We start from the raw sequence: 25,500 nt of genomic DNA, 5'->3' as shown, positions 1-25,500 counted from the left end.
CGAGAGAGGATTTTCGCGTGAACGCGTTAACGCCGAGTGACTTCGTCGAAGCGGCCGAGCCTTTCGCGCTTTTCGGCCAATGGTTCGAAGAGGCGAAAAAGAAAGAGCTTAACGATCCCGAAGCGATGGCGCTCGCCACCGTCGACGAGAATGGACTGCCCGACGCCCGCATGGTGCTGCTCAAGGACTGGAGCGTGGAGGGCTTCGTCTTTTACACCAACGCCGAGAGCGCCAAGGGCCGACAGCTCGCCGCCAATATGCAGGCGGCGGCGCTCTTCCACTGGAAGTCGCTGCGCCGCCAGGTGCGGCTGCGCGGGCCGGTGGCGCCGGTGAGCGAGGCCGAGGCCGACGCCTATTACGCCAGCCGCCCGCGCGATTCGCGCATCGGCGCCTGGGCGAGCCAGCAGTCGCGCCCGCTCGAGAGCCGCTTCGCGCTGGAGAAGGCGGTCGCGGCCTTTGCCGCCAAATATGCGCTCGGCGAGATTCCGCGCCCCGCCTATTGGCGCGGCTTCCGCATCCAGCCGCTGGCGATCGAATTTTGGTCCGACCGGCCGTTTAGGCTGCATGATCGGCTTCGCTTCCATCGGGCGGGGCCGGGAGAGGAATGGCGCAAGGAGCGGCTCTATCCATGAGAATGAAGCGGTTAGCACTCGCGCTCGGCCTCGCGTCCGCGGCGCTTTTTTCCGTTGAGGCCGCCGCGCAGGACCCGTTCGACTTCCTTTTCGGGGGTTTTGGCGGCTACCGCCGCGCGCCGCGCGAGCAGGCCCCGCCGCGATGGTCCGAACCGTCCGTGGCGAGAAAGCGCGTCGCCCCCAAGAAGAGCGTGGAAAAACCGGCGGCGGGGGGAACGGCGGCGCCTGGGGGCAAAACGGCGTCCGGCTCGGAGCCGCCGCCGCCGCCCTATGAGCCGCAGATCACGCGGCTCTCGGAAGTTCTCGGCGCCCTCGCCTTTCTGCGCGATCTCTGCGGCGCGGGCGACGGCGAGGAATGGCGCGGCAAAATGTCCGCCCTCATCAACGCCGACGCGCCCGGCGGGCCGCGCCGCGAGCGTCTGGTCGCCTCCTTCAATCGCGGCTTTCGCGGCTATGAACTGACCTACCGCGCCTGCACGCCCAACGCCAAAACCGCCATTTCACGCTATCTCATAGAAGCCACCTGGCTCACCCGCGACATCACCTATCGCTACGGCAATCCCTAAAAGCCGCGGAATTAACCTTTCGGCAAGAGCCGCCTCGCGCGTCGCCGGCGGCTTGTCTAAAGTGCGCCCATGACGCAATTGAATTTGGCCGCATTCGACGAAGCGGGCGGAGAGGAGCAGCGGGCGGCGCTCGTCTATGTCACCGAAGCCTTCGCCGAGGCGATCCTCGCAGGCATAGAGAGCGATTCCTTCGCCCAGGCGGCCCTCTCGGCGGCGCTGCGCGAACTCGTCGCGAGCTATGGCGAAGAAGCGGTCGCCGGTTTCGCCGACACGCTGCCCGGCAGGATTCGCCGGGGCGAATTCACGACCGGCCTGCGCCATTGATTTATGCGGCGGCCCGGCCGCGCGATTAATCCCGCGACTCGCAAAATGCCGACTGACTTTTTCCCTCCCAAGTTTTAGATAGCGGGAGAAATGGCGCGCGGCGCGCTTCCGGCGCCGTTTTGACGGATACCTCGCGCGCTGCCGTCAGAAATGCGCATCCCGCTCTAAACTAAGGGGATAGGGCGGGGTTCGCATCCAAGGCGGAGTCGCCTGCGACTCCGCTCAAAATGGCCCTGCTCTCGCGGCTCCCCTTTGAAACGCCGCTCCCGCGTCTTAAATCCGAACGGACATGCCCCGCACGCTTCTGTGTCTTGCGCGCCACGGCGAGACCAATTGGAACATCGAAAGGCGCTTCCAGGGCCAATTCGATATCGCGCTCAACGCCCGCGGCCGCGCCCAGGCGGCGGCGCTGGCGCGCGAACTTTCCGGCGCGCATTTCGACCGCGTCTATTCGAGCGATCTGCGCCGGGCGCTCGCCACGGCGGCGCCCATGGCGCGCGCGCGCGGACTCGAAGTCGCCAAGACCCCGGCGCTGCGAGAGAAAGACGACGGCGTCTGGCAAGGCCACACCCACGCCGAGGTGCAGGCGACCTTCGCCGACATCTATCCGCATTATCTCGCCCGCGAGGCCGATTTCGCCGCGCCGCAGGGCGAGACGCTCGACTATTTCGCCCAGCGGGTGCGCAAGGCGCTGACCCAGATCGCCAAGGAAAGCGCCGGCAAGACGGTGCTCGTCGTCGCCCACGCCGGCGTGCTCGACATCGCCTGGCGCCTCGCCGCCGGCAAGGGGCTGGCCGAAAAGCGCGAGCATCCCGTGCTCAACGCGACGCCGAACTGGATCGCCTATGAGGACGGAAAATGGTCGCTCGTCGACTGGGCGAAGCCCGACGGGCGCGCCGAGATCGCCGCGCCCTGGGACGGGCGCGCGCTGCCGCGTCGCGAGGCCGCGCGCGCGCTGATCGTCAATGAGAAGGGCGAGGTCTTGCTCATCCGCTATGCGGGCGGGCTGACGCCGCATTTTCTCGCGCTCGGCCACCATCATTTCTGGGCGACGCCCGGCGGCGTGGTCAAGGAGGGCGAGAGCTATGAGGCGGCGCTGCGCCGCGAACTCTATGAGGAAACGGGACTGACCAAGCTCGAACACGGCCCCGTCGTCGCGACGCGCGATTTTCCGATGGAGATCGGCGAGGACTGGCATCAGGCGATCGAGCGCTATTATCTCGTGCGCGTGCGCGCCTTCACGCCCGCGCCGCGCGATCTGACGCCCGAAGAAAAGACCCATATATTGGGCTGGCGCTGGTGGAGCGCCGACGAGATCGGCGCTTCGCATGAGTTGATCTTCCCCGAAGGGCTCGAGGCGCTGTTGCGAAAAGTTACGATGTAGCAGCCGCGACGTTCATGAATCGCCGCTTCGTGAATATGTTTTGATTTCGTGAATTGAAAAATTTTCTCGCGCCGCAGTGACGCGCGCCTCGGAGAAGCATGTGACGGAAACGACCGCGACGCGCGACGCCCTGCCGCTCCCCAGCGGCGATCTGCGCGGCTCGGTGCGCGTGCCCGAGGGCGGCAAATTCCTGCGCCGCCTGTTCGTCTTTCTGGGTCCCGGCTATCTCGTCGCCACAGGCTATATGGACCCCGGCAATTGGGCGACGGCCCTCGCCGGCGGCTCGAAATTCGGCGCGGCGCTGCTCTTTGTCGCCGTGCTGTCGAGCCTGATGGCCATCGTGCTGCAATCGCTGGCCGCGCGGCTTGGCGTCGGCGCCGGGCTCGACCTCGCCCAGGCCTGCCGCGAACATTACCCTTTTCCGGTCGCGGTGGGACTTTGGCTGCTGGCGGAGGCCGGCATTTTCGCCACCGATCTCGCCGAAGTGATCGGCACGGCGATCGGGCTGCAACTGCTGTTCGGCATGCCGCTCGCGCTCGGCATCCTCATCACCGTGCTCGACGCTTTCCTCGTGCTCGCCTTCGAACGCGCCGGCTTCCGCAAAATCGAACTTTTCGTCGTGGCGATGCTCGGCCTCATCACGCTTTCCTTCGCCGCGCAGCTTGTCATGGCGCGCCCCGACGTGGCGCAGATCGCCGCGGGGCTTATCCCAACCCGCCGCTTCTTCACCGATCCCGAGATGCTTTATCTCGGCCTCGGCATTCTCGGCGCGACGGTGATGCCGCATAATCTCTTCCTGCATTCCTTCGTCGTGCAGACGCGCGCGGTCGGCGCGCCGCTCGATAAAAAACGCGAGGCGATCCGTTTCGCGGTGATCGACAGCACGCTGGCGCTTCTCCTCGCGCTGCTGGTCAACGGCGCCATCCTCGTCCTGGCGGCGGCGGTGTTTCATGCGAGCGGCCATACGGAGGTGGCCGAGCTTGGCGAAGCCTATCGCCTGATCGCGCCGCTGCTCGGGCAGCCTTTGGCGGCGACGCTTTTCGCGGTCGCGCTGATCGCCTGCGGGCTGAACTCCACCGTCACCGCGACGCTCTCAGGCCAGATCGTGATGGAAGGCTTCGTGCGACTGAAGATGAAGCCCGCGACGCGACGCCTGATCACCCGCGCCATCGCCATCGCGCCGGCGATCGGCGTGACGCTCTACGCCGGCGAGGCGGCGACAGCGCAATTGCTGGTGCTGAGCCAGGTGGCGCTGAGTGTGACCCTGCCCTTCGCCGTCGTGCCGCTCGTGAGCTTTACGGCGCAGCGCCGGATTCTCGGCGAACTCGTCGCGCCGCGCCATACGACGGCGGCGGCGGCGATCATCGCCGCGCTCGTCATCGCGCTCAATGCGAAGCTGCTATGGGACGCAGCGTTGGGGTGAATGTCGGGCGGCGTCGCTTATCGTGATGGCGCATAGCGCCGCAAAGATTCAACGAAGGCGGCGCTATCTGCTGGCCGAGCGGCCATCCGACAGATATCGTTTGCCGGCCTGGCGCCCCGCACTCTTTGAAAGGATGCATTCATGAAACCTCATTACCCCGATGGGCTTTCGAACCCGACCCGACGCACTTTCTTTACCTGCACCGCCGTGACCATGGGCGCGGCGGCGACCGGCGCATTCGCAGCCACGCCTGTCAACGCGCCGCCGGAGGGCAAGCGCAAATTTATGGAAGAGGCGACGCGGCTTGCGACCGAATCTGTCGAGAAGGGCTGGGGCGGCCCCTTCGGCGCGGTGATCGTGAAAGACGGAGAGATCATCGGCCGCGGACAGAACCGGGTGCTGCTCACGGGATGTCCCGTATATCACGCCGAAATCACCGCCATCATGGATGCGTCGCATCGACTGAATCCGAAAGCGCTGCTCGGCAGCGACTATGGCGCGGGCACCATTCTCGATATGATTCCGCGCGAGCCGAACTCTCCCGATCCGGTTCCGCAGCGCGCGCGCATGTTGAAAGGATGCGAAATCTACATCAATGGCGCGCCATGCCCGATGTGCATGAGCGCCATCTATTGGTCGCGCATCGACCACGTCTATTTTGGAGCCAGCCTGGAGGACACGAGCCGGATCGGCTTCGACGACGCCTTTCAATATGAAGACTTTGCAAAGCCATGGGAGAAGCGGCGCATCGCGGTGACGCCGAATTTCGAACGGGACAAGGGGCTCGAAGCATACCAAGCCTGGGATAACAAAAAGGATCGTCATCCCTATTGAGATCGGCGCGTCGCGTTCTTTTGGAGGCGCGATCCTACCGCTCGTCGAGCAGCCTGTGTTTCGTCAGCCGGTTTGACGCGCGCGACCAGGATTCGTCGGTCGAGCCGCGATAATCGATGACAGGCTGATCGATGAGCGCGCCCGACTGCGCGTCGCGAATGCGGAACACGAGCGTCTGCTCCATCACGCTGACTTTCTGAAAGACGCCGAGCAAGGACCGATCGGCGCCGAGCGATTTGGCGATGTTCGCCTCGCATCCATTGCACTTGCGCAGCCAATGATCGCTCATCTCTTTCGTATGCGCCGTCGAAACGTCTACGAGCTGGTAGCGGCCGGATTTCGCGAGCTGATCGCGTAGCTGCCCGGTGACGAGTTTGAGGCGCGCGGTTTCGGCGGGGCTCTCGCCGGCGATGGGCCCGCCGGCGGAGTAATCCTCGAGCTCCATGTCGAACACCGCGATTTTTATCGGCGCCGCGCTTTCCGGCGCAGTCTGTTCGGCGCGTGGCATTGCGATGAGAGCGCTCATAAAACCCGCGCATAGGGCAAGAGAGCAAGCCGTCTTGCGAGACGTCATGGCGGAATCCTTTTGGCGCGGCGATCGCGCAGGCGCTTAAACTATAACCGCTTCTTCTTGCGGGCAATAAACCGCGCCATTGCCATTCCGCCCGGTCTGGTTTAGCTCGACGCCAGTTTAGACCGGAGCGATCACCCCGCATGAAACTTCCCAATCAATTCTATCGTCCGCTCGCCGTCGGCGCGCCGGCGCCCTTGCGCGAACTTCCCGTCAAGGTCGAGCGGATGATCCATTTCGTGCCGCCGCATCTGGAAAAATTCCGCGCCAAGGTCCCCGAGCTCGTCAAACAGGTCGACGTGGTGCTCGGCAATCTCGAAGACGCCATTCCCGCCGACGCCAAGGAAGCGGCGCGCGCGGGCTTCATCGAAATGGCGAAATCGACCGATTTCGGCCAGACGGGCCTCTGGACGCGCATGAATTCATTGAATTCGCCCTGGGCGCTCGACGATATGATCGAAATCGTCGGCGCGGTGGGCGATAAGCTCGACGTGGTCATGCTGCCCAAGGTCGAGGGCCCTTGGGACATCGCCTATCTCGACCAGCTTCTCGCCCAGCTCGAGGCGAAGAGCGGCGTGCAAAAGCCCATTCTCATCCACGCCATTCTGGAGACCGCCGAAGGCGTCAAGAACGTCGACGCCATCGCCGCCGCCTCGCCCCGCATGCACGGCATCTCGCTTGGGCCGGCGGACCTCGCCGCCTCCCGCGCGATGAAGACCACGCGCGTCGGCGGCGGCCATCCCGAATATAAGGTGGTCGCCGACGCCGAGGCCGGCCAGGGTCCGCGTCCCTTCTTCCAGCAGGATTTGTGGCACTACACCATCGCCAAAATGGTCGACGCCTGCGCATCCGCCGGGATCAAGGCCTTCTACGGTCCCTTCGGCGATTTCTCCGACCCGCTGGCCTGCGAAGCGCAGTTCCGCAACGCCTTTTTGCTCGGCTGCGCCGGCGCTTGGTCGCTGCATCCTACGCAGATCGCCCTCGCCAAGAAGGTCTTCTCGCCCGATCCGGCCGAGGTGGCTTTCGCGAGGCGCGTGCTCGAAGCCATGCCCGACGGCACCGGCGCGGTCATGATCGACGGGCGCATGCAGGACGACGCGACGTGGAAACAATGCAAGGTCGTCGTCGATCTCGCCAAACAGGTCGCGGCCAAGGACGCCGATTTCGCGACCGTTTACGGTTTCTAAAGGCGGGCGCGCCGGGGCCTCGCCAGCGGGAAAACCCCGCCCTATCTGTAGTCTTTCCGGCTGTTCCGTCGCACGAAGCCGATTGACGGCCGCGGGCGGGCTGAGTTACGAAATGCGTGGGAAACAGCGTCTTAAGGGCGTTTCGACAATGCCGCGGGAGAACGTCGCAAAATTCGCGATCGGCCAGGTGGTCAAGCACCGCCGCTATCCGTTCCGCGGCGTGATCTATGACGTAGATCCGGTTTTCGCCAATACCGAGGAATGGTGGCTCTCGATCCCCGAGGAGCTGCGTCCGCGCAAGGACCAACCCTTCTACCACCTCTTCGCCGAAAACGCCGAAACGGAATATATCGCCTATGTGTCGGAGCAGAATCTCGTGCCCGACACGTCCGGCGATCCGGTGCGTCACCCGCAGGTCGAGGAGACCTTCGAGCGCGACGACGACGGCGTCTATCGCATGCGGGCCCCCAAGCGGCACTGAGAATGCCCGGAAGCGGCTTTCCGTAAGGACATCCTCCCCCGCTAAGGACGAAAAAAGCGCGCGCGCCGGGATTGACGATCCCGCGAATCGCGCACATCTTTGCGCTCAGGTCCAACTTCATCGCGGGAGAGACCGGCGCGCGACGCCGGCGCCGAAGGCGAAACCGCCCCGGAAACGCTCAGGCCAAAGGACCGCGACGATTGAGAACTCTGGAAAGCGGCGAAGCGCGCGAGCGTTTCGCCCACCGAAGGGCGTAACCCGCAGGCTGCGATAAGGCGGCGCGCGGGGAAATCTCTCAGGTCACCGGACAGAGGGGGCGCGCGGCAGACGACTGCTGCGCATGCGCCTTTGCCGGAGTCCTCGGTGACTGACGAGCCAGACATCGCGACCGCCACAGCTCCTCTCGTCAGGCTGCCGCTCGACGCGCTGCACCGGCGCATGGGCGCGCGCATGGCGCCCTTCGCCGGCTACGACATGCCCCTGCAATATGACAAGGGCATCGTCGCCGAGACTCTTCACACGCGCGATAAGGCCAGCTTGTTCGACGTGTCGCATATGGGTCAGGCGATGATCGGCGGCGCCGGCGCCGCGCGCGCGATGGAGGGCGTTACGCCCGCCGATCTGCTTTCGCTCGCGCAGGGACGCATGCGCTATACGCAGCTGCTGAATGAAACGGGCGGCGTTCTCGACGATCTTCTCGTCGCGCGTTTGCCCGGCGTCGAGGAGCGTCTGTTCCTCGTCGTCAACGCGGCGCGGAAAAGCGCGGATTTCACGCTTATCGCCGCGGCGACGGGGCCTCGGCTCAAACTACACCTACTGGACCGCGCGCTCATCGCCCTGCAGGGACCGCGCGCGGCCATGGTCCTCGACGCGCTCCTCCCCGGCGTCGAGGACCTCTCCTTCATGGACTGGCGGGCCTTCGATTTCGAGGGCGCGCCCGTCTTCGTCTCGCGCAGCGGCTATACCGGCGAGGACGGTTTCGAATTGTCGCTGCGCGCCGATTGCGCCGAGACTTTCGTCACAAAGCTGCTCGCCCATGGAGATGTCGCGCTGGCGGGACTGGGCGCGCGCGACGCGCTGCGGCTTGAAGCGGGACTGCCGCTTTACGGCCATGACCTCGACGCGACGACCGATCCGATTGAGGCGGGGCTCGCCTGGTCGATCGGCAAGCGGCGGCGCGCGGAAGGCGGCTTCCCCGGCTTTGCGCATATCAGCGCCCAATTAGCCCAGGGACCGCAACGCATGCGCGTCGGCCTCCTGCCGCAATCGAAAGCGCCGCTGCGCGAAGGCGCGGAGCTCTTCGCCCAAAATGGCGATCCCGTCGGCGTCGTCACTTCGGGCGGCTTTTCGCCGACGCTCCAGCGGCCCATCGCCATGGGCTATGTCGCGGCGGCGCATGCGGGCGCCGGCGCGACGCTTTTCGCGACATTGCGCGACAAGCGGATCGAGGTCGCCGTCGCGCCCTTGCCCTTCGTCGTGCATCGCTACGTCAGACCAACCTCCGGAAAGGACGCGAGATGACCGATTGTCGCTATTCCAAGGAACATGAATATGTCCTTCTCGATGGCGATGTCGCGACCATCGGCATAACCGATTATGCGCAGACGCAGCTCGGCGACATCGTCTTCGTCGACCTGCCGCCGATCGGCAGGAAAATCGACAAGGGCAAGGAGTTCGCCGTCATCGAAAGCGTGAAGGCGGCGAGCGAGGTCTATTCGCCCGTCTCGGGAGAAGTCGTCGAGGTCAATTCCGAGCTTGGCGAAACGCCGGCGCTCGTCAACGACGATCCCCTGGGGCGCGGCTGGCTCGTCAGGGTGCACACAAGCGACAGAACCGAATTCGACTCTCTCATGGACGAAGCCGCTTACGCGGATTTTCTCAAGACGCTTTGAGCGAAGGAAGACGAAAGATGCGCTATCTTCCCCTCTCCGACGCCGACAGAAGCACGATGCTGGCGACGATCGGCGTTGCTTCGATCGACGATCTCTACGCCGACGCGCCGACAAACACGCTGCTCAAGGCCCCGCTCGATTTGCCGCGCGGCAAATCCGAACTCGATGTCGAACGCTTCTTCGAACGGCTTGCGGCGCGCAATACGCCTGCGTCGCGCGCGTCCTTTTTCGTCGGCGCCGGCGCCTATAAGCATCATATTCCCGCGAGCGTCGATCACCTCATTCAACGCTCCGAGTTTCTGACGAGCTACACGCCCTATCAGCCGGAGATTTCGCAGGGGACGCTGCAATATCTCTTCGAGTTTCAGACTCAGGTCGCGCTGCTCACCGGCATGGAGGTCGCCAACGCCTCCATGTATGACGGCTCGACCGCGACCGCCGAAGCCGTGTTGATGGCGCATCGCTTGACGAAGCGCCGCAAGGCGCTGCTTTCGGGCGGCCTGCACCCGCATTACGCCGAGGTCGCGCGCACCATCTCGCGTCTCGCCGACGATGAAACCGTCTCGATGGCCCCGGATGTCGGCGCGACGGAAGATCTGATCGCGCGTATCGACGACACGCTTTCCTGCGTCGTCGTGCAGACGCCCGACTTTTTCGGCAATCTGCGCGATCTGACAAAAATCGCGGAGGCTTGTCATCGCCATGGCGCGCTGCTGATCGCCGTCTTCACCGAGGCCGTCTCTCTCGGCCTCGTCGCGCCGCCCGGCGCGATGGGCGCGGATATCGTCGTCGGCGAAGGCCAGTCGATCGGCAATGCGCTCAATTTCGGCGGCCCCTATGTCGGCCTTTTCGCGACGCGCCACGAGCATCTCCGCCAAATGCCCGGAAGGCTCGCCGGCGAAAGCGTCGACGCTGACGGACGCCGCTCCTTCGTGTTGACGCTTTCGGCGCGCGAACAGCATATCCGCCGCGACAAGGCGACCTCGAACATCTGCACCAATTCGGGGCTTTGCGCGCTCGCCTTCGCCATTCATCTGACATTGCTCGGCGAAGCGGGATTGCGGCGGCTCGCCCGCGTCAATCACGCCAACGCGGTTCTGCTCGCCGATATGCTCGCGGGCGTCCCGAACGCGCAGGTGTTGAACAAGAGTTTCTTCAACGAATTCACGCTGCGCGTGAAAGGCGACGCCGGCGCGCTTCTTGAGAAGATGGCCGCGCGCGGCGTGCTCGCCGGCGTGCCGGTCTCGCGGCTTCTGCCGGGGCAAGGCCTCGACGATCTCCTCATCGTCGCCAGCACCGAAATCAACACGGACGAAGACCGCGCGGCTTTCGTCGACGCGCTGAAGGAGTCGCTCTGATGCTCGACAAGACTTCCGCTCTTGGGCCTATTGAGGACGATCGCGCGCCCGCGACCTTCACCGGCAATCGCGGCCTCGACCAGGAGGAGCCGCTCCTCTTCGAGATCGGCCGCGTTGACGCGACGGGCGTCGACATCGACGACGCCGCGCCGGTCGGAACGCGCCTTGGCGGGCTTGAGCGCAAGGCGCCGATCGGCCTTGCGGGCCTTACCGAACCCGAGACCATGCGCCATTACGTGCGCCTCTCCCGCAAGAATTATTCGATCGACGCGGGGCTTTATCCGCTCGGCTCCTGCACGATGAAACATAATCCGCGCGCCAATGAAAAAATCGCGCGGCTCGCGGGCTTCGCCGATCTTCATCCGCTGCAGCCGCAATCGACGGCGCAGGGCGCGCTCGAGATCATGCAGACTCTCGCGGACTGGCTGACGACGCTCGTCAACATGCCCGCCGTCGCGCTGTCGCCCAAGGCCGGCGCGCATGGCGAACTCTGCGGCATGATGGCGATCAAGACGGCGATCGCGGCGAAGGGCGAAGGCGCGACGCGCAACGTCGTGCTCATTCCCCAATCGGCGCATGGCACCAATCCGGCGACGGCCGCCTTGCTCGACTTTTCCGTGCGGGTCGTTCCCGCCGCGCCCGACGGAACGCTGCGCGCCGAAACGGTGCGCGAGCATCTCGGCCCCGATGTCGCGGCGATCATGCTGACCAACCCCAACACCTGCGGCCTTTTCGAGCGCGAGATCATCGAGATCGCAGAGGCCGTGCATGAGGCGGGCGGCTATTTCTATTGCGACGGCGCCAATTTCAACGCCATCGCCGGCGTCGCGCGGCCGGGCGATTTCGGCGTCGACGCCATGCATATCAATCTGCACAAGACTTTTTCGACGCCGCATGGCGGCGGCGGGCCGGGCGCCGGCCCGGTCGTCTTCTCCGAGCGTCTCGCGCCTTACGCGCCCGTTCCCTTCGTGCGGCGCGTCGGAGAGAAGCTCGAACTCGTCGAACATGCGGAGGGGACGGAAAGCTTCGGCCGTCTCACCGCCTTCCACGGGCAAATGGGCATGTTCCTGCGCGCGCTCGCCTATATGCTGGGGTTTGGCGCCGAGGGTCTCGCGCAAGGATCGAAGGACGCCGTGCTCTCGGCGAATTACATCCGCGCCTCGTTGCGCGATCTCATGACGCAGCCCTTCGGCGACCGTCCCTGCATGCATGAAGTTCTCTTCGACGACGCCTGGCTGCATGGAACGGGCGTCTCCACGCTCGATTTCGCCAAGGCGATGATCGACGAGGGCTATCATCCGATGACGATCTATTTTCCGCTCGTCGCCCATGGCGCCATGCTGATCGAGCCGACGGAGTCGGAGTCGAAGGCCTCGCTCGATCTCTTCATCGCGACGCTGCGCGATCTTGCGCAAAGCGCCAAGGCCGGAGACGCGCCGCGCTTTACCGGCGCGCCGCGGCTTGCGCCGCGCAGACGCGTCGACGAGACGCGCGCGGCGCGCAAGCCCGTCCTGCGCTGGGAGGAGAAAGCGGCGGGCTAGAGCGCGCTGCGAAAAAGCGGACGCCGGTTTTTCGCGTAAAGCGCGCTCTAAGCTTTTGGAATCGATCACGTGATCTGCGTTTAGGCGATTCCGCCTAAACGCAGCGTGATCTAGAGCGCCGGAGGCGACCGGCGCGGCGGCAGAATGGGCAGAACGACCTCCGGCGAGCGTCCCGTCAGCGACAGTAGAAAAGCGACGATCTTGTCGGTCTCGTCGGCGCTGAGCTGGGCGCCGAGCTGGCTTTCCGCCATGACGCCCACCGCCTTCTTCAAATCGAATGTCGCGCCGGTGTGGAAATAGGGCGCGGTCAATTCGACATTGCGCAGCGAAGGAATCTTGAAGACATATTTATCGGCGAGCGACTTGGTGACGACGAAACGCCCCCAATCGTCGGCGGGCAGATATTCGGGCGCCGGCTCCTTGACGACGCCGAAGCGCGCATAAGAGGCGCCGCCGATATTGACGCCGTTGTGGCAGGACGCGCAGCCCTTATCGATGAAAAGCTTCAGCCCCGCCTTCTGCGCGTCGGAAAGCGCCTGATCGTCTCCCTTGAGCCAGAGGTCGAAGGGCGAATCGGGCGTAATGAGCGTCGTCTCGAAGAGCGCGATGGCGCGGCCGATATTGTCATAGACCAGCGGATCGCTCTCGTCCGGAAAGGCCTTTTTGAAAGCCTCGACATAGGCGGGGATCGTTCTGAACTGTTCGATGACGCGCTGCTTCGTGCGCGCCAGTTCGGCGGGGTTGATCGCGATCGGGCCGCCGCGCGTCTTTAGCATCGCCTTGGGATTGGCCATGACCGAATTGACGACCTGATCCTTAAGGTCGACGGCGCGGCCGTCCCAATATTGCGCCTTGTTGAAGACCGCGTTCAGCACGGTCTGCACTTCACGGCCGGCGAGATGGGCGTTGCGGCCGCCCGACAGCGCGCCGCCGTCGACCCCGCCCGTGCTCAAATTGTGGCAGGCGGCGCAGCTCAGATCCTGGCTTTCGGAAAGGCGCGGCTCGAAGAAAAGCATTTTGCCGAGCGCGAGCTTGTCGGGCGTCGCGACATCGCCCGCGAGCGCCGGCGGCGTCGAGGGTATGGGCTCGAACAAACCCTTGGCCTGATCCCTGAGGCTGAGGTCGGCGAAAGCCGGGCCGCCGGCGAGAAGCGCGAGGACGGAGGCGATGAGGAAAAGACGCATCTAAAATTCACCTCGACGGAGGGTCGTTGAAGGGAGCCCGCTTATAGCACAGCCGCGCCGACGCGCCGCTAGATGAGAACCGTTCCAACGGCGCAATTTTACTGGCTGGCCCAGAGAATGCGCGCCATCCAGCTCACCTCGTCGCGTGGAACGACGCGGTCGGGATAGGCGGGATTGATTGATTTCAATTCGATCGTGCGGGCGGTCTGGCGCTTCAGCTCCTTGGCCATGACCTCGCCAGTCGTGGTCTTCACCACCACCCGGTCGCCGCGCCGCACGGGAGCCGCGGGCGAGACGATCACCACATCGCCGTCGCGATAGAGCGGCGCCATGGAGTCGCCGGAGATTTCCAGCGCATAGGAATGTTCGTCGGCCTCGGCGAGAATATCGATCTCGTCCCATCCGGCGCCAGTGGCGAAGCCGGCGTCGTCGAAAAAGCCGCCGACGCCCGCCTGGGCGAGGCCGATGAGCGGCCGCGTGTGACGGAGCCGCCCGGCCTCGCCATTGGCGGCGACCAGCGTCATGAATTCATCGAGGCTCGCGCCCGTCGCCTGCAGCACCTTGGCGATCGATTCGGTCGAGGGCCAACGCTGGCGTCCCTGCGCCGTTTCGCGCTTGGAGCGGTTGAAGGTCGTGGGATCGAGCCCCGCCTTGCGGGCGAGCCCGGAGGGCGTCAGGCCATAGCGCTCGCCGAGCGCGTCGATCGCCGCCCAGATTTGCTCATGGGTGAGAATATCCGACATTTCATCTCATGCCGTGTCCGGCGGACCCGCCCGTCGTTCCCGACGCTTCGCTACAGGCGAGGCGGGCAGACGTCCGCGGCAAGGTCCATTCCTGCATCGACTTCTCGATTCCCGCTCCGGCTTCCGGCCGGCCGGGAACGATGACGCGTCGGCTACGCTGCTCCGCCGGATTCTCTTGTCGTCATCCGGGAAGTATTTCCTAGCGATAGGAATATATCGATTGCCTATCCGGCGCAATAGGAAAGGCTGGACTCTCGGCCAAAGTGCGGGGAACGGCCGCTCATCCGACGGAGCGCGTGGGGGATTTCGCCCTCCGCCTCCCGCGGGGAGCCATCAGGGCTCGCCGCTTTCCTCCGCCACCCGGCCGGAAAGGCGCCGGCGCGCCAGCTCCCGCCTGATTCCCTTGATGCGCTCGACCTGACGGGGGCTCGCCGCCTCCTCACCCGTCGGCTGCAGCAGCTTGCGGAATTCGTCGCGCTTCTCGTGGATCGAGGCGATGACATAGCCCATGGGCACGCCGACGTCGACGAGCACGGTTTCGGCGAGTTGCAGGCTCGCTTCGATCGTCTCCGGGATGGCGTCGCTCGCGCCTGCCTTATAAAGCTCGGTCGCGTGGCGGGCGTCGCGGGCGCGCGCGACGATGACGAGATCGCCGCGAATCTCATGCGCGAGCCCGACGATCTCCTGCGCCGCTGGCGCGTTTTCGACCGTCACCACCAGCGCGCGCGCCTGCCCGACGCCGCAACGCAGAAGGAATTCGCGCCGCGCGGCGTTGCCCCAGTAAATCTCGACACCCTTCCCGCGCGCTTCCGTCACGAGCGAAACTGCTTCCTCGATCGCGACGAAGGGCACGTCGTGCCGCGCCAGCATCTCGCCGACGAGGCTGCCGATGCGGCCATAGCCGACGATCACGACGCGGCCTTCGGCGACCCGCTCTCCTGGCTGGAGATGGGCGTGCTCCTCTTCCTTGGCGACGCGTTCGCCCCGCTGCGAAAGCTTCGCGCCGAGGCGGCCGAGGAAGGGGATGGCGAAAATGCTGAGCGTCACGATGATCATCGTATCGGCGCCGGCCTGGCCCGGCAGCACGCCGGCGTTCATCGCTGATGTGAGCAGGGCGAAGGCGAACTCGCCGCCGGGCGCGAGCAGCAGCGCCGCCTCCAACGCCGGGCGCGTTTCGACGCCGAAAGCGCGCGCGAGACCGAAGATCAACGCCGCCTTCACCGCGATGAGGCTCACAGCGTGCAGCACGATGGGGCCCGGAGTCGCGGCGACAGCGCCGATGTCGAGGCCCGCGCCGACGGAGACGAAGAAGAGCCCGAGCAGCAGTCCCTTGAACGGCTCGATCGTCACTTCGATCTCGCGGCGGAACTCCGTCTCGGCGAGGAGCAGGCCGGCGATGAAGGCGCCAAGGCCCATGGAAAGACCTGCGGCGGCCGTTATGAGCGCCTCGCCGACGACGACGAGCAGGCAGGCCGCCATGAAGAGTTCGGTCAATTGGGCGTGCGCGACGAGGCGAAACAGCGGCCGCAGCAGCAGGCGGCCGAATATGATAAGCCCGGCGAGCGCCGCGACGGCCGGCAGGAAGGTCCAGAGGGCGTCCGACGCGCTGAAGCCGTTTTTGGCGTTGGCGAGGACGGAAACGAAGAACAGCGCCGGCGCCACCGCCAGATCCTGCAGCAGCAGAACCGAAAAGGCGACGCGGCCGGGCGCCTTGTTGAGACGGCGCCCCTCCGCGAGCACCGGCATGACCACCGCCGTCGACGACATGGCGAGCGCGACGCCCATCAGGATCGACGGTCCCGCCGCGACGCCGAACCAGTGATGGCCGATGAGGCCGAGAACGGTCGCGCAGACGGCGACCTGGGCAAGTCCCAGGCCGAACACGAGCTTGCGCAGACGCACCAGGCGCTCCCAGGACAGCTCGAGGCCGATCATGAACAACAGAAAAACGAGCCCGAATTCGGCGAGATCGGCGACGCCTTCGACATCGGCGATGGCGAACATCGCGAGCCAGCTATTCTCGCCCTGCGCGAAGCGCCCCAGCCCATGCGGCCCGACCGCCGCGCCCGCGAGCAGAAAACCCAGGACCGGGCTGATCTTCAGCCGATGGAACACCGGCACGACGACGCCCGCCGTCGCCAGGAAAACCAAGGCTTCGCGATAGGATTCAAGATGCAACGAAGTCGCCATGCCGTCCTTTCCGATTGCGCGCCCCTGGCCGACGATAGACGCGCGGCGCGGCTCTTGGCGAGAAAATGAGCAAAAGTCGCGCCGTCCGGCGCGCGCTCATGCCGACATTCGAACAAGTCCGAATTAGGCGAAAATCTCGACCCGGCCGTCAGCGAGACGGTAAATCCCCCCGACCACCTTGACGCGATTCTCTTCCACCGCCGCGCTCAACAGGGGCGTCGCGGCCTTGAGCGCCTCGACGTTGAGCCGGACATTTTCCCGCGTCGCATTCTCGAGCGCGTCGCCGGGCTTGCCCGCGACGGCCTTGACCGCGGGCGCGATGGCCGCAACCAGAGAAGGCAGATGGCCGGGCAGCGTCGTCTTGTCCTCGATAGAGGAAATGGTCGATTGCACCGCTCCGCAAGCGTCGTGCCCCAGCACCAGCAGGAGCGGCGTTTTCAAAATCTCGACGGCGTATTCGAAGCTGGCGATGCCGTCGGGATTGGCGAAATTCCCGGCGACGCGCACCACGAAGAGATCGCCGCGCGAACTGTCGAAGGCGTATTCCGGCCCGATCCGCGAATCGGCGCAGCTCAAAATGCCCGCATAGGGATTTTGTCCCCCCACGAGCGCCTCGCGCTCGGCGATGAAGTCATGTCGCTTGGCGACGCCCTTGCGATAGCGCTCATTGCCCTCCATCAGGCGCGCCAACGCCGCGTCCGGCGAAAGCACGTTCTCCGGCTTGGGGGGCGCCTTTTTGGCTTTCTTTTCTTTGGCGAAAACGCCGGCGGGGGCCGCAAGGGCCGCTCCGAGCCCGACGCCGAGCGACAACAGGGTGCGTCGCGGAAGTTCTTGTCGGTGCGTCAGATCGGGACTTCCGCAGGCGTGGCACATGGGCTGACTCTTCTCGCTATCCGGCGCCGCTCCACGTCGACGAGGAATAAACAATCATTATCGCAAGATCATGCACATGGCCGGCCGGCGCACAAGCGTCAGCGCGCTTTAAGAGCGGAAGGAATCGACAAGAAATCCCGCCAAATCGACCGGCTGGAGCAACTCCCGATCAAAAGTCCGTCAACTTTTCCCGAACTTGCTAGCGCGCGAGGAGCAGCCCGTAGATGTCGAGCGTCGCGCGCTGCATCTGCTCGATGGAGAAGCGCGTCTGCACATTGAGGCGCGCGCGCGAGGTCAGTTCGTCGCGCGCCGAGGCTTGCATCGCCAGCGCTTCGCCAATGGCCTGCGCCAACGCCACGGGATCGCCCGGCGGCACGCGCCATCCGGTCGCGAGATGGCGGGGCGTCTGCGGCGGCGCCTGCACGATTTCGGCCGCCGCGCCAATATCGGAGACGATAACCGGCGCGCCCATCGCCTGCGCCTCTATGGCGACGCGGCCGAAGGCCTCGGGCTCCGTCGCTGGCGCGACGATCGCGGCCGCCGCGAGATAAGCGGCCGGCATGTCGTCGCAATAGCCGTAATTGCGCACCGCCCCGGAAAGCCCGCAATGCGCGATCTGCGTCTCCAGGCCGCGGCGAAAGGCCTCGCTATGCGCGTCGCCGACGAAGACGATGCGCAGATCCGACCAGCCTTCTTTCATCAACCGCTTGGCGGCCTCAATCAGCACCGTATGGCCCTTGCGCGCGGAAAGCCGCGCCGGCAAAAGCACGACGCGCTCATGTGGCGCGACGCCCCACTCGGCGCGCAGCCGCTCGACGCGCCGCCGCTCCACGGCGGCGGGCGAGAAGGCCCGAAGGTCCGCGCCGCGCGGAATGACGAAGACGCGGCCCGCGCATTCGGGATGCAATTCGCGAATGCGCTGCGCGGCATATTCCGAAATGGCGATGACGGCGTCGCCCGCCGTCATGATCGAATTGTAGCGCAGCTTGATCGGCGAATCGCCGCCATAGGCGCTGTGATAGGTGGTGACGAGCTTCGCGCCCGTCTGACGCGCGGCGTAATAGGCGACCCAGGCGGGCGCGCGCGAGCGCGCATGGATGATGTCGACGCCCTCATCGCGCATGATCCGCGCGAGTTGCACCGAATTTAACGCCATGGCGAAAGGATTCTTGGTTGCGGCCGGGAAGGGCAGCCAAACGCCTCCCTTCGACTGCAATTCGCTGACCATGCGCCCGCCGCGCGACGCGACGAGGCAGCGCGCGCCGACATTGGCCAGCGCCTCGGCCATCTCGACGGTCGCCCGTTCGGCGCCGCCGGACTGGAGGTCGGGCACGATCTGCAAAATCGTGCGCCCCGCCAAACGATGGTCGGACACGGCGATCTGGTCGAGCTGTTGCGACATCGCTGGGCTGATGCAATCCACGCCGCGACGGAAAGCGCCCGGCGGACCGCATTTTCTCGTGATAGTGTTTACTAACTATGAGCGAAACGCCTATTTTCAAGCGCGGCGCGAACTTGCCGCCTTGCTGACGGTTCAAAACGGCCCGCCTTGCCCGAATCCGACAATCTCGATTTTCTCGACGTCCCCAATCCCGCCGGCGGCGCCTGGCGGATCGCGCGGCGTTTGCGGCCTGCCGGCCCCGCTGGCGGAAACGCCCCCGGCCTCGTCTGGCTCGGCGGCTTCGCCTCCGACATGGAGGGAACGAAGGCGAACTTCCTCGATGAATGGGCGCGCGAGAGGGGTCGGGCGTATCTGCGTTTCGACTATTCCGGCCATGGCCGCTCCGGCGGGCGATTCCAAGACGGCTGCATCGGCGACTGGCTGGAGCAGAGCCTATTCCTTTTCGAAGGGTCGACGCGGGGGCCGCAGATCGTCGTCGGCAGCTCCATGGGCGCCTGGATCGCGCTGCTCCTGGCGCGCCGCCTCGCCGAAAAAGGCGAAAGCGGGCGACTCGCGGGCCTCGTCCTCCTCGCGCCGGCCGTCGATTTCACCGAAGCGCTGATCTTCGCCTCGCTCGACGAGGCGGCGCGCCGCGCGCTTGAGGAGAAGGGCGTCTTCATGCGCCCTTCCGATTATGGGCCGGACCCCACGCCGATCACCCGGAAGCTGATCGAAGAGGGGCGCAGGCATCTGCTCCTGGGCGGCGAAATCCGCGCCTATGCGCGCGTGCATATTCTCCAGGGCATGCGCGATGCAGACGTGCCCTGGCGCCATGCGTTGACCATCGTCGAACATTTGAGCGCCGATCCGGCGACGCTGACCTTCATCGCCGACGGCGACCACCGCCTGTCGCGCGAGGAGGACCTCGCCCAGATCGCCGCCGCCATCGAGACGATGAGCGGGCCGCCGCCGGGCGAGCCGCCACCCACGCTTTTCGACTGACGAGGTCGGCTACCGCACAGGGGCGCTTGCTGCTAACTTTCTTGGGAGGAATCGCCGAATTCGAGCGCGACCTCATAGGCGCGCGAACGAGCGAAGGCCGCGCGCGCGCCAAGTCGCGAGGCGTTCACATGGGACGACCCCCGCGCTCACGCCTCACCAGCGCGAGGAAGCCTTGCGCGACCTCGCCAAGGGCAAGGCGATGCAGGCCGACCTTGCGCGGCGGTTCAATGTGTCGCGGAGCACAATTTCACGACTTACTGCTTAACCGAGGAAAAACGCCAGATCAACGTGACGAGTTGATTCTTAGGGCGGTTCAGCGCGGCATCCTCAGTCGTCAGACTTAAAGCGCGTGGACGTCGTTAGCCGCGTGCCGACGAAAAATCTCGATCGGCTGTAACAAATCACGCGCGTCATCTCCTAAGGGATGAGAGCCAAAGTTGGCCTCGCCGGTGTCGAATAGCCGACACCACAAAACACGGAGAGATCAAATGTTGGATACCCCGGAAACCCAGACCGAGACGACAGCGCCGAGCTGGGCAGCGGATGCCCCCCGAGGGGGCAAAACCGTTATGAACCGCATTCTGAAGGAGAACGCGACCGTTCCGCTGTTCTTCGCACAGACCCTAATCGCGTCCTTACGGGACGTTGGCTACAACAATACCACCTCTGCCCTGTGCGAGCATGTGGACAACGCCATCGAAGCCGGCGCGAAGGAGATCCGTATCTACTTCCGCCAACGCGGATCGAAAGGCAGCTATGAAATAGACGCGGCCGTTTACGACAACGGCCGAGGCATGTCGCCAAATGTCCTCAAAATGGCGACTTCGTTCGGCGGCTCGATGCGATATGGCAATCGCGAAGCGATCGGTCGCTTTGGCATGGGGATGAAGACGGCGGCTCTCAGCATGAGCCCCGTGATGGAGCTCTACTCGTGGCAGGAGAAAAGCGCGTTTTACAAAATGACGCTTGATGTTGAGGACATCGGGAAGGACCGATCGAATTCGGTTGAATTGCCGGACCCTACCTTTTCGACGGAGTTGCCGACCGAGGTCGCCAACTTCTTTACGGAAACGATGGTGTTCCCCGACAAGAACGAGCAGGAATTCCTTGCAACGCATGACGACGACCTGAACGAAATTCTCGGCGCATCCGGGACGATAGTATTCCTTCCGAATTGCGATCGGCTCAGCTACGCGAAAGCACAGACCCTTGTGGATCATGCGGTAAAGGAGATGGGCCGAGTCTACCGTCGTCTGCTCGCTGGAGGCGTGGAGCTGTACGTCAACAATCGGAAAGTCGAGATATTCGACCCGACCTATTGGATGCCGAATGCTCGCCACACGCGAATTCGCGATCTTCCAGTGACGCAAAGTCGCCTTATCGACACCAAGGAGGTCGATGTTGCGGTGTCCGAGTCATCGAACGAAAAGGCGAAGGTGACGGTAAAATTGTACGCTCTGCCATTCGAGGCTTGGCTTGGCTTGCCTCGGAAAGTCCAGAGAAACGATTTGCGCGTTTTCGACGGCTTGACCGTTTCGATTCTCAGGAATGATCGGGAAGTCTATGCAGGCGCGATGCGCGAGATCGTGCCCAAACACAGCGTGGCGAACTGGTATCGGGTTCAAATCGACTTTCCAGGCATCCTCGACGAGGCATTCGGCGTCGCCGCGAACAAACAGGGCGTTCGGTTGAAGGGTTATGTCGTCGAAGCGATAAATGCGAAAATTCGCGACGACGTGTCCGCGATCGCGGAAGAAATCAAGCGCTTTCAGAGCAAGCAGGCGGCGGCAAAACTGGAGGCTGGCCGCAGCGAGGCTGAGTGCAGAGCGAGCGATACCGACGGTTTCCAAATGAAACCGCTCAATGTGGAATCCTTGTCGCCGGAAGAAGAGAAACAGAGGGACGAAAATCTGCGCGGCCTCGCCCTCACCCTGAAACGGGAGGAGGAAACCGACGAACAGGCATTCGAACGAGTGAAAGCGTCGAAATACCTGATCACTTTCAAGTATGACGAATATTGGCCGTTCTATCACGTTGAAAACCACTTTGGCCGCGTGATCATGACGATCAACACCGCTCATCCGTTTTTCAGCAAGCTCTATGAGCCGCTGAAAAAGACGACCATTACGGCGGCCGTCGAAGAAACTGGAGAAGCAGGAGAGGTCCCGGCGGCTGCCGAGGGTGCTGACGGGCTCATCGTCGCGCTGGACCTGTTGCTGCTATCGCTGGCCCGGACGCAAAGCGTGCTGTCCCACAACAACGAGGACGCCCGCAAATTGCTCGACGGGTTCCGAAAGGAATGGTCTGACGCGTATCGGGTTCAGATGACCGACTGAATGGGTTGGGCAGCGCCGCAATTCGCGGCGCTGCGCCTCCTCTTTTCTGCTATTCGAAAATCGACTATATTATGTAGGCAAACGGTATGTCCTAAGCAGGCCCGGATCACTTCTGACCAGCACAGCGTCTCGGTCAAAAGTTTACCGGAAACAGCCTGAGGCGGACGCGCCGGTTGTCATCCCCGTAGGCCAACAGCGGCCTACACAAAACAAGGAAAGACAACTATGGCGGACCTTCCGCATCCATGGGGCATGTACGCCCGCCTCCAAAACACTCTTCGTCGCGACCATCAGGTAGGCGAACGCAGTTGGGGCACCGAGTCCGGCTTGGACTATATTCTCGACTCGGCTTCTAATGCTCCGCCGACCGAGGACGAGGTCAATCAAGTCATTGCCACCAGTAGAAGGCGCGAACGTCATCGCGGCAGCCGCCGGGTGCCGTTGGTTGAGGATATCGCGACCGCCGCCCATCCCGACGGCGCTTTGACCGCCCGTCGCGAGCTTGAGGCGATCCGGCGCAAGGTAGGGGTTCGCAATTGGGAACTCCTGACGGCCGTGGGTATCGGGTCCGATTACAAGGAAATATCCGTCGCTATGTCGGTGCTGCAGGGCACGGTAAGGGTTAAGGTTATGCGGCTGCGTGCGTCGCTTGCCGACGCAGCATAATTATTAGCTGACCCCGTACATGACTTCGGAGCATTGCAAAAGGCGGAGCTTCCGCAAGACAGCGGATCACCCGCGCCGATCGCTCTCGAGAATTTGCAGCGCGGTCGCCATTGGCAGAAACATCCGCCGCGCTTCGTCGGGAATTGTGGCGAAGCCGTTCGCTGCATAAAAGGCGCGCGCGCGTTCGTCCTTTGCGTCCACGATCAGCGCATAGGCGCCGATGCGAAAGCTTTCCGTGCGGATCACCGCATCGGCGATCAGGGCGCGGCCAAGCCCCTGCCCTTGCCGTTTCGTTGCGACGGCGAGCCGGCCGATCAGCATGGCCGGCAGCACGGGATAGCGGGGCAGCTTTTTCGTCACTGCCGGCGGCGCCAGATTGAGCGGCACGCTCGTCGCCGCGAGCGTGTAGAATCCGGCGATTTCACCAGCGTCATCGAGCATGACGAAGCAGCCGGCGACGCGCCGCCTGATGTCCTGAAAGGCGAATTCCTGAAGATAGCGATCAAGCGCCTCGACGCCGGAGCGAAAGCCAGTGCGGTCGTGATCGCGGCTGAGGCTGGCGGTGACAAATGACGTCAACGAACCTCGCGAATAAGGCGACGGTGACTGGCGAAGGCGCGCTTTAACCCTTCCGACGGCGCAGGCGGTTTCAGGATCGCGTCGGCGAAAGCCTGCTGACCCGCTACCGAGAGCCGGATGATTTCCGTTTCCTCAATGGCGCGGCGGGCGGCTTCTTGAGCAGCGCTCACGACAAATTCGCTGACGCTCCGCCCCTGAATTTCAGCGGCGCGCTTCACCAGGGCGAGCACATCGGGCGCGAGACGCGCCTCGATGCGCGCGGTGCGGGCAGTTTCTTGAGGCATCAGATCTTCCTCTTTTCGAAGACGGCTTCCCTTGATCTTTGTACGGTAATACGCCGGACAAATCAAGAAGGCGAGCGCTCCGGCGCCCGCGCGCAACGCTTGACAGGCCCTCCGCAGGCGCCGATGTTGCCGAACAAAGCGTTCGATACACCGAACGCTCAGGAGATCGTTTGTCCATCCGCTCCGAACCGAAGCCAAGCGGCTACGGGGCTGCGACGCCCAGGACCGTCGTCTTTCCGGCCGAGCAGGCGCTCGTGACGGACGGCGGCGGCCGCATCGCGCCCCTCGCCATCGCCTATGAGACCTACGGCCGGCTCAATGCGGCGCGCAGCAACGCCATTCTCCTGTGCCATGCGCTGACGGGCGACCAATACGCCGCGGACGTTCACCCCGTCACCGGCAAGCCCGGCTGGTGGGAGGCGATGGTCGGCCCCGGCAAGCCCTTCGACACCGACCGCTATTTCCTTATCTGCTCCAATGTCGTCGGCGGCTGCATGGGCACGACCGGCCCGTCCTCGATCAGTCCGGCGACCGGCAAGCCCTATGGCCTCGACTTTCCCGTCGTCACCATTCGCGACATGGTGCGCGCGCAGGCGATGCTGATCGACCATCTTAAGATCGACACGCTGTTTTGCGTCGCCGGCGGCTCGATGGGCGGCATGCAGGTGCTGCAATGGGGCGCGAGCTATCCCCAGCGCGTCTTCTCGGCCATGCCGATCGCGACGGCGGCAAAACATTCGGCGCAGAACATCGCCTTTCACGAAGTCGGCCGCCAGGCGGTGATGGCCGACCCCGACTGGCGCGCCGGGCGCTATCAGGAACAGGGCGTGCGCCCCGAAAAAGGGCTCGCCGTCGCCCGCATGTCGGCGCATATCACCTATCTGTCGGAGGCGGCGCTGCAGCGCAAATTCGGTCGCAAGCTGCAGGACCGCGCCGCGCCGACCTTCTCCTTCGACGCGGATTTCCAGGTCGAGAACTATCTGCGCTATCAGGGCCTCGCCTTCGTCGAACGCTTCGACGCCAATTCCTATCTCTTCGTCACCCGCGCCTGCGACTATTTCGATCTCGCGGCCGATTACGGCGGCTCGCTCGCTAGGGCGTTCAAGGATACGAGAACGAGATTTTGCGTCGTCTCCTTCACTTCCGACTGGCTTTATCCGACCTCCGATTCGCGCGCGATCGTTCATGCGCTCAACGCCGGCGGCGCCTCGGTCTCCTTCGTCGAGATCGAATCCGACAAGGGCCATGACGCCTTTCTCCTGCATGAGCCGATGTTCATCGCCACGACGCGCGGCTTTCTCGAGTCCGCCGCCTCGGCGCGCGGCCTCGACCGCGACGGAAATCCGAAATGAATTTCATCCCCGCGCCCGACAGAGGGGAGCGTCCCGCATCGCTCGATCAGCCGCGTCTCGATCTCGCCCTCATCGCCGACATGGTCGCGCCGGGCGCGCGCGTCCTTGATGTGGGCTGCGGCGACGGCGCCCTGCTGCAGCTTCTCGCCGAAAAGAAAGGCGTCGACGGACGCGGCGTCGAGCTTTCGCAGCATGGCGTCAACGAATGCGTCGCCAAGGGCCTCTCCGTCATTCAGGGCGACGCCGACACGGACCTTTCCGATTATCCCGACGACGGCTTCGACTATGTGATTCTTTCGCAGACCTTGCAGGCGACGCGCCGCCCGCGCACGGCGCTCGCCAATATGCTGCGCATCGGCCGGCGCGCCATCGTGTCCTTTCCCAATTTCGGCCATTGGCGCGTGCGCGCCGAACTCGTCTTTCGAGGCCGCATGCCGGTGACGGGCCAACTCCCCTATCGCTGGCACGACACGCCTAATATTCACCTTTGCACCATTCGCGATTTCGTCGAACTCGTCGACGAACTCGGCGCGCGCATCGAGCGCGGCGTCGCCCTCAATCGTTCCGGCGCGCCGATCCGCGTCAAGGCGCCCTGGTGGGTCTGGAATCTTCTCGGCGAGCAGGCGGTGTTTCTCCTCAAGCGCGACGACGGCGCGCGCTTCTAAAGCGCATTTTCTTAAGCCGAACCGGCGGCGACTTCGGCGGAAAACGCGCCGG

General features: G+C 64.4%; 26 protein-coding genes and 2 riboswitches. Of the genes, 18 read left to right on the top strand and 8 right to left on the bottom strand.

Annotated features, from left to right (window positions below):
• The first annotated feature begins 17 nt into the window (after positions 1-17).
• From pdxH to V3H18_RS05210, 6 genes are all read left to right on the top strand, one after another.
• On the top strand, positions 18-632 hold the full coding sequence (pdxH, locus tag V3H18_RS05235) for a pyridoxamine 5'-phosphate oxidase (RefSeq protein ID WP_332080887.1): 615 nt from the start codon (positions 18-20) through the stop codon (positions 630-632).
• Complete coding sequence (locus V3H18_RS05230) at positions 629-1,198, top strand: TIGR02301 family protein (protein ID WP_332080886.1); 570 nt, start codon at positions 629-631, stop codon at positions 1,196-1,198. Before pdxH ends, V3H18_RS05230 begins: the two co-directional genes overlap by 4 nt.
• A gap of 69 nt (positions 1,199-1,267) precedes the next feature.
• Entirely contained in the window at positions 1,268-1,522 is a 255-nt protein-coding gene (locus V3H18_RS05225) for a hypothetical protein (RefSeq protein ID WP_332080885.1), read from the top strand.
• Between the two features lie 289 nt (positions 1,523-1,811).
• Positions 1,812-2,906 carry a histidine phosphatase family protein gene (locus tag V3H18_RS05220; protein WP_332080884.1) on the top strand — a complete coding sequence of 365 codons (1,095 nt, stop codon included), beginning with the start codon at positions 1,812-1,814 and terminating at the stop codon, positions 2,904-2,906.
• Between the two features lie 100 nt (positions 2,907-3,006).
• Positions 3,007-4,329: an Nramp family divalent metal transporter gene (locus V3H18_RS05215; RefSeq protein ID WP_332080883.1), complete on the top strand. Its 1,323-nt coding sequence runs from the start codon at positions 3,007-3,009 to the stop codon at positions 4,327-4,329.
• Between the two features lie 141 nt (positions 4,330-4,470).
• Complete coding sequence (locus V3H18_RS05210; protein ID WP_332080882.1) at positions 4,471-5,163, top strand: nucleoside deaminase; 693 nt, start codon at positions 4,471-4,473, stop codon at positions 5,161-5,163.
• Positions 5,164-5,197: 34 nt separating this feature from the next.
• Here the strand turns inward: V3H18_RS05210 and V3H18_RS05205 are convergent, their stop codons facing one another.
• A complete protein-coding gene (locus tag V3H18_RS05205; RefSeq protein ID WP_332080881.1) occupies positions 5,198-5,689 on the bottom strand; it encodes a DUF3280 domain-containing protein in 492 nt (163 codons plus the stop codon).
• A gap of 188 nt (positions 5,690-5,877) precedes the next feature.
• Between V3H18_RS05205 and V3H18_RS05200 the strand changes: the two genes are divergently transcribed.
• From V3H18_RS05200 to gcvPB, 6 genes are all read left to right on the top strand, one after another.
• A complete protein-coding gene (locus tag V3H18_RS05200) occupies positions 5,878-6,921 on the top strand; it encodes an HpcH/HpaI aldolase/citrate lyase family protein (protein WP_332080880.1) in 1,044 nt (347 codons plus the stop codon).
• A gap of 148 nt (positions 6,922-7,069) precedes the next feature.
• Positions 7,070-7,402 (top strand): heat shock protein HspQ, encoded by a 333-nt coding sequence (gene hspQ, locus V3H18_RS05195; RefSeq protein WP_332080878.1) that lies wholly within the window; start codon positions 7,070-7,072, stop codon positions 7,400-7,402.
• A gap of 113 nt (positions 7,403-7,515) precedes the next feature.
• A riboswitch (glycine riboswitch) is annotated at positions 7,516-7,606 on the top strand.
• Positions 7,607-7,609: 3 nt separating this feature from the next.
• Positions 7,610-7,715: riboswitch (glycine riboswitch) on the top strand.
• 50 nt (positions 7,716-7,765) lie between these two features.
• Complete coding sequence (gcvT, locus tag V3H18_RS05190; protein WP_332080877.1) at positions 7,766-8,923, top strand: glycine cleavage system aminomethyltransferase GcvT; 1,158 nt, start codon at positions 7,766-7,768, stop codon at positions 8,921-8,923.
• Entirely contained in the window at positions 8,920-9,294 is a 375-nt protein-coding gene (gene gcvH / locus V3H18_RS05185; protein ID WP_332080876.1) for a glycine cleavage system protein GcvH, read from the top strand. The genes gcvT and gcvH overlap by 4 nt, the downstream gene beginning before the upstream one ends.
• 17 nt (positions 9,295-9,311) lie before the next feature.
• Positions 9,312-10,652, top strand: a complete 1,341-nt coding sequence (gene gcvPA / locus V3H18_RS05180) for an aminomethyl-transferring glycine dehydrogenase subunit GcvPA (protein ID WP_332080875.1) — start codon at positions 9,312-9,314, stop codon at positions 10,650-10,652.
• Complete coding sequence (gcvPB, locus tag V3H18_RS05175; protein ID WP_332080874.1) at positions 10,652-12,193, top strand: aminomethyl-transferring glycine dehydrogenase subunit GcvPB; 1,542 nt, start codon at positions 10,652-10,654, stop codon at positions 12,191-12,193. The genes gcvPA and gcvPB overlap by 1 nt, the downstream gene beginning before the upstream one ends.
• Before the next feature lie 110 nt (positions 12,194-12,303).
• Here the strand turns inward: gcvPB and V3H18_RS05170 are convergent, their stop codons facing one another.
• The 5 genes from V3H18_RS05170 to V3H18_RS05150 form a co-directional block, all read right to left on the bottom strand.
• Positions 12,304-13,377: a cytochrome-c peroxidase gene (locus V3H18_RS05170; protein WP_332080873.1), complete on the bottom strand. Its 1,074-nt coding sequence runs from the start codon at positions 13,375-13,377 to the stop codon at positions 12,304-12,306.
• 98 nt (positions 13,378-13,475) lie between these two features.
• A complete protein-coding gene (locus V3H18_RS05165) occupies positions 13,476-14,120 on the bottom strand; it encodes a S24 family peptidase (RefSeq protein ID WP_332080872.1) in 645 nt (214 codons plus the stop codon).
• Positions 14,121-14,453: 333 nt separating this feature from the next.
• Complete coding sequence (locus tag V3H18_RS05160) at positions 14,454-16,310, bottom strand: cation:proton antiporter domain-containing protein (RefSeq protein ID WP_332080870.1); 1,857 nt, start codon at positions 16,308-16,310, stop codon at positions 14,454-14,456.
• Positions 16,311-16,433: 123 nt separating this feature from the next.
• Complete coding sequence (locus tag V3H18_RS05155; RefSeq protein WP_332080869.1) at positions 16,434-17,183, bottom strand: carbonic anhydrase; 750 nt, start codon at positions 17,181-17,183, stop codon at positions 16,434-16,436.
• Between the two features lie 199 nt (positions 17,184-17,382).
• The gene (locus V3H18_RS05150) at positions 17,383-18,585 is read right to left on the bottom strand and encodes a glycosyltransferase family 4 protein (protein ID WP_332080868.1); all 1,203 of its coding nucleotides are present in this window, start codon (positions 18,583-18,585) and stop codon (positions 17,383-17,385) included.
• Positions 18,586-18,732: 147 nt separating this feature from the next.
• Here V3H18_RS05150 and V3H18_RS05145 point away from each other — a divergent pair, with 147 nt between their 5' ends.
• From V3H18_RS05145 to V3H18_RS05130, 4 genes are all read left to right on the top strand, one after another.
• Positions 18,733-19,566 (top strand): alpha/beta hydrolase, encoded by an 834-nt coding sequence (locus V3H18_RS05145; RefSeq protein WP_332080866.1) that lies wholly within the window; start codon positions 18,733-18,735, stop codon positions 19,564-19,566.
• Positions 19,563-19,910 carry a recombinase family protein gene (locus V3H18_RS05140; protein ID WP_332080926.1) on the top strand — a complete coding sequence of 116 codons (348 nt, stop codon included), beginning with the start codon at positions 19,563-19,565 and terminating at the stop codon, positions 19,908-19,910. The genes V3H18_RS05145 and V3H18_RS05140 overlap by 4 nt, the downstream gene beginning before the upstream one ends.
• Before the next feature lie 144 nt (positions 19,911-20,054).
• Positions 20,055-21,902 carry an ATP-binding protein gene (locus tag V3H18_RS05135; RefSeq protein WP_332080865.1) on the top strand — a complete coding sequence of 616 codons (1,848 nt, stop codon included), beginning with the start codon at positions 20,055-20,057 and terminating at the stop codon, positions 21,900-21,902.
• A gap of 327 nt (positions 21,903-22,229) precedes the next feature.
• Positions 22,230-22,568, top strand: a complete 339-nt coding sequence (locus V3H18_RS05130; RefSeq protein ID WP_332080864.1) for a hypothetical protein — start codon at positions 22,230-22,232, stop codon at positions 22,566-22,568.
• Between the two features lie 66 nt (positions 22,569-22,634).
• Here V3H18_RS05130 and V3H18_RS05125 read toward each other — a convergent pair whose 3' ends face one another.
• Together V3H18_RS05125 and V3H18_RS05120 are read right to left on the bottom strand one after the other, a co-directional pair.
• Complete coding sequence (locus V3H18_RS05125) at positions 22,635-23,147, bottom strand: GNAT family N-acetyltransferase (protein WP_332080862.1); 513 nt, start codon at positions 23,145-23,147, stop codon at positions 22,635-22,637.
• A complete protein-coding gene (locus tag V3H18_RS05120; protein ID WP_332080861.1) occupies positions 23,144-23,527 on the bottom strand; it encodes a type II toxin-antitoxin system TacA family antitoxin in 384 nt (127 codons plus the stop codon). Before V3H18_RS05120 ends, V3H18_RS05125 begins: the two co-directional genes overlap by 4 nt.
• A 74-nt stretch (positions 23,528-23,601) precedes the next feature.
• Here V3H18_RS05120 and metX point away from each other — a divergent pair, with 74 nt between their 5' ends.
• Entirely contained in the window at positions 23,602-24,783 is a 1,182-nt protein-coding gene (metX, locus tag V3H18_RS05115; protein ID WP_332080860.1) for a homoserine O-acetyltransferase MetX, read from the top strand.
• The gene (gene metW, locus V3H18_RS05110; RefSeq protein WP_332080858.1) at positions 24,780-25,448 is read left to right on the top strand and encodes a methionine biosynthesis protein MetW; all 669 of its coding nucleotides are present in this window, start codon (positions 24,780-24,782) and stop codon (positions 25,446-25,448) included. The genes metX and metW overlap by 4 nt, the downstream gene beginning before the upstream one ends.
• Positions 25,449-25,500 lie beyond the last annotated feature (52 nt).

It is taken from the genome of Methylocystis borbori (assembly GCF_036576025.1).
Lineage (GTDB): Bacteria > Pseudomonadota > Alphaproteobacteria > Rhizobiales > Beijerinckiaceae > Methylocystis > Methylocystis borbori.
The sequence above is the reverse complement of the archived record's forward strand: the minus strand, read 5'-3'. Positions and strand labels throughout refer to the sequence as shown.

Excerpts from the sequence above, each read along its gene's own strand:
- gcvH (WP_332080876.1), top strand. The coding sequence starts at position 8,920 with ATGACCGATTGTCGCTATTCCAAGGAACATGAATATGTCCTTCTCGAT.
- V3H18_RS05155 (WP_332080869.1), bottom strand. The coding sequence starts at position 17,183 with ATGTGCCACGCCTGCGGAAGTCCCGATCTGACGCACCGACAAGAACTT.
- V3H18_RS05210 (WP_332080882.1), top strand. The coding sequence starts at position 4,471 with ATGAAACCTCATTACCCCGATGGGCTTTCGAACCCGACCCGACGCACT.
- V3H18_RS05225 (WP_332080885.1), top strand. The coding sequence starts at position 1,268 with ATGACGCAATTGAATTTGGCCGCATTCGACGAAGCGGGCGGAGAGGAG.
- hspQ (WP_332080878.1), top strand. The coding sequence starts at position 7,070 with ATGCCGCGGGAGAACGTCGCAAAATTCGCGATCGGCCAGGTGGTCAAG.
- V3H18_RS05220 (WP_332080884.1), top strand. The coding sequence starts at position 1,812 with ATGCCCCGCACGCTTCTGTGTCTTGCGCGCCACGGCGAGACCAATTGG.
- gcvPA (WP_332080875.1), top strand. The coding sequence starts at position 9,312 with ATGCGCTATCTTCCCCTCTCCGACGCCGACAGAAGCACGATGCTGGCG.
- V3H18_RS05165 (WP_332080872.1), bottom strand. The coding sequence starts at position 14,120 with ATGTCGGATATTCTCACCCATGAGCAAATCTGGGCGGCGATCGACGCG.
- V3H18_RS05160 (WP_332080870.1), bottom strand. The coding sequence starts at position 16,310 with ATGGCGACTTCGTTGCATCTTGAATCCTATCGCGAAGCCTTGGTTTTC.
- V3H18_RS05135 (WP_332080865.1), top strand. The coding sequence starts at position 20,055 with ATGTTGGATACCCCGGAAACCCAGACCGAGACGACAGCGCCGAGCTGG.
- V3H18_RS05170 (WP_332080873.1), bottom strand. The coding sequence starts at position 13,377 with ATGCGTCTTTTCCTCATCGCCTCCGTCCTCGCGCTTCTCGCCGGCGGC.
- V3H18_RS05230 (WP_332080886.1), top strand. The coding sequence starts at position 629 with ATGAGAATGAAGCGGTTAGCACTCGCGCTCGGCCTCGCGTCCGCGGCG.
- metW (WP_332080858.1), top strand. The coding sequence starts at position 24,780 with ATGAATTTCATCCCCGCGCCCGACAGAGGGGAGCGTCCCGCATCGCTC.
- V3H18_RS05205 (WP_332080881.1), bottom strand. The coding sequence starts at position 5,689 with ATGAGCGCTCTCATCGCAATGCCACGCGCCGAACAGACTGCGCCGGAA.
- V3H18_RS05200 (WP_332080880.1), top strand. The coding sequence starts at position 5,878 with ATGAAACTTCCCAATCAATTCTATCGTCCGCTCGCCGTCGGCGCGCCG.
- V3H18_RS05150 (WP_332080868.1), bottom strand. The coding sequence starts at position 18,585 with ATGTCGCAACAGCTCGACCAGATCGCCGTGTCCGACCATCGTTTGGCG.
- gcvPB (WP_332080874.1), top strand. The coding sequence starts at position 10,652 with ATGCTCGACAAGACTTCCGCTCTTGGGCCTATTGAGGACGATCGCGCG.